8 protein-coding genes and 1 pseudogene are annotated in these 9,152 nt (G+C 41.7%); 4 read left to right on the top strand and 5 right to left on the bottom strand.

Going from position 1 to position 9,152, the window contains the following annotated elements; genetic code table 11:
- The 4 genes from ACYVR3_RS15570 to ACYVR3_RS15555 all read right to left on the bottom strand — a co-directional run.
- Nucleotides 1-212 (bottom strand): type I restriction-modification system subunit M N-terminal domain-containing protein (locus tag ACYVR3_RS15570; protein WP_461244945.1); only part of this gene is annotated, 212 nt, incomplete at its 3' end.
- A gap of 13 nt (nt 213-225) precedes the next feature.
- Nucleotides 226-3,393: a type I restriction endonuclease subunit R, EcoR124 family gene (locus tag ACYVR3_RS15565; RefSeq protein ID WP_461244954.1), complete on the bottom strand. Its 3,168-nt coding sequence runs from the start codon at nt 3,391-3,393 to the stop codon at nt 226-228.
- 163 nt (nt 3,394-3,556) lie between these two features.
- Nucleotides 3,557-3,925 carry a hypothetical protein gene (locus ACYVR3_RS15560; protein WP_461244953.1) on the bottom strand — a complete coding sequence of 123 codons (369 nt, stop codon included), beginning with the start codon at nt 3,923-3,925 and terminating at the stop codon, nt 3,557-3,559.
- Nucleotides 3,918-4,238 (bottom strand): acetyl-CoA carboxylase, encoded by a 321-nt coding sequence (locus tag ACYVR3_RS15555; protein ID WP_461244952.1) that lies wholly within the window; start codon nt 4,236-4,238, stop codon nt 3,918-3,920. The genes ACYVR3_RS15560 and ACYVR3_RS15555 overlap by 8 nt, the downstream gene beginning before the upstream one ends.
- A 195-nt stretch (nt 4,239-4,433) precedes the next feature.
- Here ACYVR3_RS15555 and ACYVR3_RS15550 point away from each other — a divergent pair, with 195 nt between their 5' ends.
- The 4 genes and pseudogenes from ACYVR3_RS15550 to ACYVR3_RS15535 all read left to right on the top strand — a co-directional run.
- Nucleotides 4,434-4,781 carry an ArsR/SmtB family transcription factor gene (locus ACYVR3_RS15550; RefSeq protein ID WP_461244951.1) on the top strand — a complete coding sequence of 116 codons (348 nt, stop codon included), beginning with the start codon at nt 4,434-4,436 and terminating at the stop codon, nt 4,779-4,781.
- Nucleotides 4,759-5,124: an arsenite efflux transporter metallochaperone ArsD gene (gene arsD, locus ACYVR3_RS15545; RefSeq protein ID WP_461244950.1), complete on the top strand. Its 366-nt coding sequence runs from the start codon at nt 4,759-4,761 to the stop codon at nt 5,122-5,124. Before ACYVR3_RS15550 ends, arsD begins: the two co-directional genes overlap by 23 nt.
- A gap of 43 nt (nt 5,125-5,167) precedes the next feature.
- Complete coding sequence (gene arsA, locus ACYVR3_RS15540; protein ID WP_461244949.1) at nt 5,168-6,889, top strand: arsenical pump-driving ATPase; 1,722 nt, start codon at nt 5,168-5,170, stop codon at nt 6,887-6,889.
- 550 nt (nt 6,890-7,439) lie between these two features.
- Nucleotides 7,440-7,544, top strand: a pseudogene (locus ACYVR3_RS15535) (IS5/IS1182 family transposase); the annotation flags it as partial.
- 241 nt (nt 7,545-7,785) lie between these two features.
- Here the strand turns inward: ACYVR3_RS15535 and ACYVR3_RS15530 are convergent.
- The gene (locus ACYVR3_RS15530; RefSeq protein ID WP_461244955.1) at nt 7,786-9,045 is read right to left on the bottom strand and encodes an FAD-dependent oxidoreductase; all 1,260 of its coding nucleotides are present in this window, start codon (nt 9,043-9,045) and stop codon (nt 7,786-7,788) included.
- Nucleotides 9,046-9,152: the final 107 nt, after the last annotated feature.

The following is a 9,152-nucleotide window of genomic DNA, read 5'->3' as shown; positions in this document are numbered from 1 at the left end:
TCCATATACTGGGCATATTTCTGAGTGACATTTTCGGTTTCACCCGCCCATTCACTAAAGGTCGTCAAGGTTTTCTCGGATAGGAACCGATAAAAAATTAACCCTAATAAATAATTTTTATATTCAGAAGCGTCCATTTTTCCGCGTAAGACATCGGCCGCATTCCATAGGGCGCTTTCAAGTTGACTAGCTTGCGTTGTTTTTTCTGACATTGTTTAACCTCACTTATTTTTGTAAATAGATTGCCAAATCGTGTTCAATAAACTGTCGCCAAGCGGCCTGGGACTTAATCCGGTATAGTGGCAAAACAGCTGGAATCTTTGGCCCAGTGGCAGTTTGAGCTTGTAAGGCCGCTGTTAAACTTGCTGACTGCGTTAATTCTTGTTCATGATGCCATTCATCAGTACCCACGTTGTGTTCGCGCGCCACCCGCAAGAGGGCTGCTTGATCTAAGCCCCACGTGTGGGCAAAGGCCGTCGTTTTTTGAACCAATTGTCTCTGGGCGTAATCAGTCACCAACTCCCGAGCATTCAACGCTACCGGGGCTTGATTTGGGTCACTCTGTTGCTGCGACTGTTGCATTTTTTGCTCAATATAAGGCATGGCTTCGCGAATTAACTGGGCCTGTTGCGGTTGCGTTTCCGCCAATTTATTCAAACTAGCCTGTACTTTGGCACTGTTTTGCAGATAATCGGTCATATGCGCTTGGGCTTGATCAGGCGTCGAGTACTGTTGCTGTTCATCAATCCAGTCTTGAATTAATTGCGTCAAATAATCATAGTCCACCAAGACAACTGAACCAACAGCTAAGGAAAAGTCTAAAGCAGCTAATTCTTCGGGGACTTTCTCGGGCTCTTGGTTAGTGACCGCCGCTTTAATCCGCAGATATTTACCCGTATAGGATTCTACTTCGGGCTGAGCGATACCAAAGGCCTTTTCGCTGTTCTCCCAAGTAAAATCATTGTACATCGATAGCGAGTTCAATTGCTGATTCACTTGGCGAAATGCTTTCACAAATTGCACCTTGGCAGTGGTTCCTTTCAGGTCATCGGCCGCCTTCGGCGTCGGGGCAATGGTTTTTAAATCGACCACGGCCTTTTGAAATTTTAAAACGGCCTGCTGATAAGTGGGACGAATGATGACATTAAACGAGCCTTCGCCACTATATAACTTGTAAGCTTCACGTTCATTAGCTTCCATGATTGCCGGCACCCGAAAGGTCACAATTTGACCCTCTTGTTTTAATTCCCGGTTTTGGAGCCGGTTGGTGCGTGAATAGGCTTGAATGAGTTCTTGATAAGCTAAGGTGCGGTCAACAAAGAGCGTGTTTAGCCGAGGAGCATCAAAGCCTGTTAATAACCGGCGGACGACAATCACTAAATTTATTTCTTGATCAGGTTTCAAATTAGCAAAGACCGCCTCACGCCGGGCAGCCCGTTTTGCGACATCTTCGTTATAGAGATTCAAATCGGCTAAATCAAAATTAGTGTGATACTGCTGATTATAATCTTTTAAAATGGTGGCCATTTGATCATGTTTGTGCGCACTCTGATCTTCGTTTTCACTTAATGAATAAGTAATCGCAATTCGGGGCCAATTAGGATCCAGCTGATTATGAGTAGTCTTTTTCGCGGCTTTAAAGGCTTGATAATAGCGTTGCGCCATTTCAATGGAACTGGTGGTCAAAATAGCATTATAGTTGCCATGACCCAAGCTGGTTTTACGTGGGCCTTTTTGTAAAATATATTGAACAACTTGGTTAATATGTTCATCGGTCTCAAAGTCAGCCGGAGTTAAATACGTTTCTTCCAAGTCCTTCACTGACATCGCTTGAATCTTGGCTTGAATTTTTGCTTCATCAGCTGTACTCATCAGGCGGCCTTGCTTATCACGACGCGCTTTGACGCGCTGAGTTTCTTTTTCGCGGGACCGGGTTATTAACGTATCTTTGCCAATCGTTGTTACATGTTCGACGTTAAACGGTAACACGGCTTGGTCCTCTAAGGCGTCTCGCAAGTTATAAACATGACAGACTTTACCAAATAGCTCCTCCGTCGTAACTGCTAGATCACCTTTGAGCTGTTTCTTATTTTCATTAAAAATGGGGGTGCCAGTGTAACCATACCAGTTACTATTGATAAACGCTGCTCGAATTTCCTTTTGCATCTTACCAAACTGCGACCGGTGGGCTTCGTCAACAAAGAAGATCACCCGTTGCTTTAAAGTCTTACTAAAGCGGGATTGCTTACCGGTTGCCAACTGGGCTTGCGTTTTTTTGACCGCCCGATGGAGTTTTTGAATCGAGGTGACCAAGACCTTACCGTCATTTTGTTGCAACTTACGCATTAAATCACCGGTGTTTTGGGCTTCATTAATGGCGATATCATCATTGGCGGCATAGGCACTAAAGTTGCTAGTTGTCTGTTCATCTAAATCCCGCCGGTCAACTAAAAAGATGACCTTATCGACACCAGGATCTTGCGCAGCTAATTTAGCGGTCTTATATGAGGTGAGTGTTGTACCAGAACCCGTGGTATGCCAAACGAAACCATCCTGATGGTCATGAATCCGGTGCATCACGGCTTCAATCGCATAAATCTGGTAAGGCCGTAAGAGAATTAGGCTTTGCCGCTCTTGGTCGATGACCGTATATTCACTGACCATTTTGTGGGCCATGGGAATATTAAGGACTTGGCGCGTAAACGCTAAGCCGTTTTCCACGGGGTGATTATCCCGCGTTCGCCAATTGAACAAAAAGGCTTTATTGAAATGATCCGGTTCGGCATTCGCAAAATACGCCGTACTATCTGGTGTCATAATCACAAACATTTGCAGCAGCGAGTAAATCCCCGTATATTTACCTTCTTGCGCGTATTTTTCAACTTGATTAAAAGCCTGGTTAAGTTCGACCGTGGCTTTTTTTAGTTCCAATTGAATTAAGGGTAACCCATTAATCAATAGGGTTACGTCAAAACGGCGATCAGGATCGACATCTTGAGTACCAGCTAGCCGTGGTCGCACTGCTTGTCGGACCACTTCATAACTAGATTTACCGCCAGCAACGTCCGCTTTCCAAAACAACTCGAGCGTAACCGTGCCCAGCTTAGCATCATCACGTTCAACTTCTACTTTGCCAATGCCATTTTCGGCGGCTAGTAACTTAGCTGCTTCGTAAGGTGTTCGGACTTCAATCGCCCGTTTAACTTGATTAAATTCAGTATCAGTTAAAGGGTGTCCCTGCAATTTAGCATAGTTATTGTTATTTAATTTATCGCGAAAATTAGCCCATAATTGATCCGGCGTCGCACCATATAGGTCTTTTCGTTCCACCCATTGGTTACTCCCGGTCGTTAAGGTTTTAACAACTTCTTTTTCAAACGACAGTTCCAACATAAAAACAGTCCTTCCCCCACCTTTAAATTACTCACTAGTTTATTATACGCGAACCGCTTGGCGTTTAGGCTTCATAATTTAATATAGCTAGGATACAAATAAAGCCAAATAGACAAGCATCAAAAAAACGGAAGGCTAATTATTAAGTAACCGTTCCGTCCTTTTATGTTGAAACATTTCGAATTTCTGGTAGTGGGATAAACCGATCAGCATCAACCACAATATCATTGGCATTGTAACCATGAATCAAGGTGGTGATATCTGGCCAATGACGGTTGTTTTGGTCAACCGTTTTTAATTGAATGGTCACTGGTTGTTGACGCTGGTATGCGTCTGCCAGTAGTTGGGTTATCTCTGCTAAGGATTGTTGCGGTCGTGGAACGTATATTTCATTCAACTGCTGGTTCTGTTGGTTTAAAGCGGCAGTATGATCGGATAAATAGAAGCCCTGCCATTTCATCATGCCCCGGTCATGATAATCATGTTCAAAAAAACGCTTAGCCGTGTCTAAGTCAAATTCTTGGTTATTCAAGTGGCACCCGCTTTCGTTGAATCAGCTTTTGACTAGCCGGCCACCGTTCCCCAGTAAAGCCAATAAATTCGATCGTTAGCTTTATATCTTGTCGTAATGCTTTTAGTAAATTTTCTAAATCAGCTAAATCATAGTTAGCTAATTTATGTAAGGGAACGGATTGCAAGCGCTCATTAGCCCGTTGACTGTTGAAAAACAAATTATAGGTCTGATCGTAGGTGTCATTAGTCAACATTAACCAATAGCGGGTTTGGGGACGCCGCTTAAACAATAAGGTTAACCGCCCCTTAATAATCTCGATATCGCTATTCATAGCTATTGCCTCCATTATGTCCGCCCACTAGTGTGCTGCTTATCAATACTAAATTTAATAAAAGACGATAAAGTTGGGGATACTTATAGGCTGAACATCTCCATTTTACAAAAAAGGACAGAAAGGATTGACTCTATATAGATGATCGTCTATATTATATACATAGATAAAATTCTATATAAGGAGGAAAAGAAAATGAACTACGATGAACTGTCTGTCATGCTGAAGGCTCTTGCTAATCCTAAACGGCTGAAGATTATTGACTTGCTATCTTGTGGCAGTCTGTGTGCATGCGATATTTTAGATCACTTTGAGTTTACCCAGCCAACTTTATCACATCATATGAAAGTCTTGGAAAATTCAGGTGTAGTAACAGTGACGAAAGAAGGACAATGGTACCATTATCAATTAACTGAAACCTTTGTTGATCAATTTATGGGTTCAATGATGCAATTATTTTCTGCTGAAGAGAATTGCATTTGCCACAATAAAAACTGTAGCTGTAAAGGAGAAAAGAAAAATGAAAAAATTAGAACTATTTGAACCGGCAATGTGTTGTTCAACCGGCGTTTGCGGACCATCTGTTGATGAAGAATTACTGATGGTTACCTCAGTATTCGAGACATTTGAGGGACTAGAAACAATTGAAGCTTCTCGCCATAATTTGACAAGTGATCCTGACGCTTTTGTTAATCACCCTACCATTTTGAAATTGCTCCAGGAAAAAGGAAATGATATTTTGCCAGTCACATTACTGGACGGTGAAATTGTAAAAGAAGGCGCTTATCCTACTCTGAAAGAGTTCGGTAAGTATGCTGAAGTACAATTTGTCACACAAGATGCCAACAATTCTGGTGGATGCTGCGGGGGTGAAGGCTGTTGTTAAACAGCCTTTTCCTACGTCTACTTTTAAAAAAGGAGGAAACAAAATGATTCAATACCTTCCCGGAATTATGGAATTAACCAAATACCTTTTCTTTACCGGAAAAGGTGGAGTTGGGAAAACAACTACTGCCTGTGCAACAGCTACATCTTTAGCCAAAGATGGGAATAAGGTGATGTTAGTAAGCACGGACCCAGCTTCAAATTTGCAAGATGTTTTTCAAACAACCTTAACCAACAAGCCCACTCCTATCGAGGGAATTGAAAACTTGCATGTAGCCAACTTCGATCCGATTACTGCAGCGGCAGAATACAAAGAAAGTATTGTTGGTCCTTATCGTGGAATTCTTCCAGACAGTGCATTAGTAAATATGGAAGAACAGTTATCCGGCTCTTGTACCGTAGAGATTGCTGCGTTTAATGAGTTTGCTAATTTCCTGACTGATCCAGAAGTTGCCGGTCAGTTCGATTATGTGATTTTTGATACGGCCCCAACGGGGCATACATTGCGGATGCTGCAGTTGCCTTCTGCTTGGAACAATTACTTGGACGAAAATACGACAGGCGTATCCTGCTTAGGTCAATTATCTGGACTAGGCGATAAAAAAGAGATGTATGAAAAAGCCGTAGAGACCTTAACAGACGCTGAACAAACAACCTTGATCTTAGTGACTCGTCCGCAAAGAGTACCTTTAATTGAAGCCGAACGTGCGTCAGAAGAGCTGCGAAAATTAGGGATTCAAAATCAGAAACTAGTCGTTAATGGATTACTAGAAGTTCACGATGACAAAATTTCTCAACTTATATACCAAGAGCAATCCCAAGATTTAGAGAATATGCCGGCACCACTGAAAGACTTTGAGACTTTTTATATCCCACTTCGGCCTTACAACGTAACGGGAATTGATAAGCTCCAAATTTTATTGAGTGATCAACAGCCTGAACTGGAATCTCAAGAAAAAAGGGCAACGGATTTTCAAAACTTGGATAAAATCGTTGAGGAATTTATCCATTCCAACAAGAAGATTATCTTTACGATGGGCAAAGGCGGCGTTGGTAAAACGACTGTGGCAATCAAAATCGCGAAAAAATTGGCTCAAACAGGTAAAAAGGTCCATTTGGCCACAACTGATCCGGCGGATCACTTAAACCTATTTATTTCGGAAGATTTGCCAATTTCTGTTAGTCATATTGATGAAGAAAAAGAACTTGCCGACTATAAAGAAGAGGTGTTATCAAAAGCCAGAGCGACCATGAACGATGATGATGTGGCTTATGTTGAAGAAGATTTACGCTCGCCATGTACGCAGGAAATTGCTGTTTTTCGCGCATTTGCTGAGATCGTTGACAAGTCTGAAGATGAAATTGTCGTAATTGACACTGCACCAACCGGACACGCACTTTTGCTACTGGATTCAACACAAAGCTATGCGAAGGAAGTAGAAAGAAGTTCTGGCGAAGTACCTGCTTCTATTCAAAAACTTTTGCCACGTCTTCAGAATCCCGATGACACGGAAGTCTTAATGGTTACTTTACCTGAAACAACACCAGTTTATGAATCTATGCGTTTAGATGAGGATTTAGACCGTGCAAATATCGCACACAACTGGTGGTTGGTTAACCAAAGCATGTATGCTGCCGATACTCAAAATGATGTGTTAAAAGCTCGCTCATTTAATGAATTAGAATGGATCGACAAAGTTGCGGAGCTTTCAAATGGTAAGTTTGCTGTGGAAGAATGGCAACCAGATTTCAGCCCTGTCGTATAATTTTTTAACCGATACATAGATATCTGCCTATGTATCGGTTACTATCAAATGGAGGACTCTAGGGGTCCTGCCGACAAAACGCAGATATTATACGATAAGGAACTTTTCAGAAGGTAAAACCCTGATTTTTCTACGCTAAGCAGAAAAATCAGGGTTTTATTTATGTTCTGAGTGGACGTAATGATTTTGGTACCAAATTTCAGTATAGGAGCAAACTGCCAATGAGATTAGCAGTCTAACCTCAGCCAAGGTAATCGGTCTGCTTGGCGGCAGACTTGACAGCGATGGGTCCTCGCCGCCTAGTGCCAGCAAACAAGCTAGTGCGAGGGGGCACCTTTTGTTGGGGCCACCCATAACCCAACAGTCCGAAGAATGCAAATATGATGGCAATCATATTTGGTTTGATTGAAACGCCAAGGTGAGTTCAGCAATCAGTAGAAAGTCTAAGAGTCTGTTTTTAATCTTTGCTAGCTGAAAGTTTTTTGATATAGTTTCATTAAAAAGGATGCTTAGCTATCCAAGCGACATTACCCGGTAACAATTTGAACTAATTCGATCTGATTTAGAAGCTGTGCGCCAATGCACGCGATCACACCAGGTTGATCTCTACGAGATCTTTAATGCCGTTCTCCATATTCTCCGTACTGGATCTCAATAGCGCCAGTTACCTCACAATTGGCAAACGGTTTAAGGCTACTTCCGCCGCTGGTTAGAAACTGTTTGAGATCTTCAAAAGCGCCGCAATAGAACTGACATAAAGGCTAAGGTCATCATCATAGCGTTCGTATGTAAATGGGCATCTTAGCGTTTTTGGTATTTTATTACTCAAGAGATTTTAGACAACTTCTAAGTTCTTACATAGGTGGTGCTTTGTTATATTAGATGCTTTAATGAGCTTATTTAGATTTATCGAACACAGCTTCCCAATCTTGTGCTGCCTGTTGAACAGGGTCCCACGGTGACGCAATTGGCGGTGAATATGATAAGTCTAAGTCGTCTAGATCATTAATAGTCATTTTATTGAAAATTGCGGTTGCAAAAATATCATTTCGTTTTGCAATCTCACTTCCATAGTTCCCAATTAACTGTGCACCAAGTAGCAATCTGCTTTCTTTGTCAGCAGTTAATTTAATGGTGATTTTACTTGCATTTGGAAAATATGAGTTATGGTCGAACACTGTACTTGTACTGGATAAAGTAGAAAAACCAGCGTTTTCTGCTTCTTTAGGCAATAGCCCAGTTCTAGCAATAACTAAATTGAAAACCCTTATAACTTGGGTTCCAACGATCCCCCTAAACCGGCATCGCTGCCCCACGACATTCAATCCGGCTATCCGGCCTTGTTTGTGTGCAGTAGTTCCTAAGGGTAGGTATGTTTTTCCAAGTAATCTATGGTCAGTCTCAACCAAGTCACCGGCGGCCCAGATATCTGGCAAAGTCGTATGCATGAATTCATCAACTGAAATTGCTCCGGCCGCACCAGTCTTGGCACCAGCTGCTTCTAATAATTGCGTATTGGGCTGAACTCCAGTAACAATTAAGACCGTATCAAACGATCGTTCATCAGTGATATTGCCCAAATATGTAGATTTAATTTTTACACTAGTAGCAGAGCTAACAACACTCAAAATAGTGCGGTCAGTCAGTACTGTTACTCGATTTTGTGTTAGTTCCTGGTGAGCCATAGATCCAAATTCATTTTCCACTGTGGAAAGAATTTCATTACTACGTTGATATAGCGTCACGTTTAATTTTCGTCGTACCATTGCTTCGGCCATCTCAACACCGATATACCCAGCCCCGATGATGGCGGTGTTTTTAGCTTGGTTTAGTGCTGTATCTAACGACAAATAATCAGACATTGTGTGTAAAACGTGAATCTTACTATTGTTTTCTTGGGTATCATTAAATGAAAAACCTTGAAAAGCGTCTACTTTAGGAATTGCTCCCGTGGCAACTATCAATTTATTATATTTATAAGTAACAGCACCATTCGATCGAACACCTGACACGAGATGATTTTCTGCGTCTATTGAGTTAACTAAAGTGTTTAAGTCAAACTCAATTCCAAGCGCTTCTAGCTCCTTAAGCCCACGGTGAGAAAGTGAATGCCAATCTGGTACTTCTCGACTAGCAGCATATGGAAAACCACAAATGGATAAATTAGGGTTGGGCCTAGAATAAAAGGTAGCGTCAAGAATCTTGTGTAAATGAAATGCCTTCGTACATATAATATGTATCTAACTTAAATAAATGATGCTTC

The organism is Secundilactobacillus muriivasis, from assembly GCF_054785195.1.
The sequence above is the reverse complement of the archived record's forward strand: the minus strand, read 5'-3'. Positions and strand labels throughout refer to the sequence as shown.

What these genes read in the sequence shown, in the direction of transcription:
- ACYVR3_RS15565 (WP_461244954.1), bottom strand. Translation starts at nt 3,393, where the DNA reads ATGTTGGAACTGTCGTTTGAAAAAGAAGTTGTTAAAACCTTAACGACC.
- ACYVR3_RS15555 (WP_461244952.1), bottom strand. Translation starts at nt 4,238, where the DNA reads ATGAATAGCGATATCGAGATTATTAAGGGGCGGTTAACCTTATTGTTT.
- ACYVR3_RS15550 (WP_461244951.1), top strand. Translation starts at nt 4,434, where the DNA reads ATGAACTACGATGAACTGTCTGTCATGCTGAAGGCTCTTGCTAATCCT.
- arsD (WP_461244950.1), top strand. Translation starts at nt 4,759, where the DNA reads ATGAAAAAATTAGAACTATTTGAACCGGCAATGTGTTGTTCAACCGGC.
- arsA (WP_461244949.1), top strand. Translation starts at nt 5,168, where the DNA reads ATGATTCAATACCTTCCCGGAATTATGGAATTAACCAAATACCTTTTC.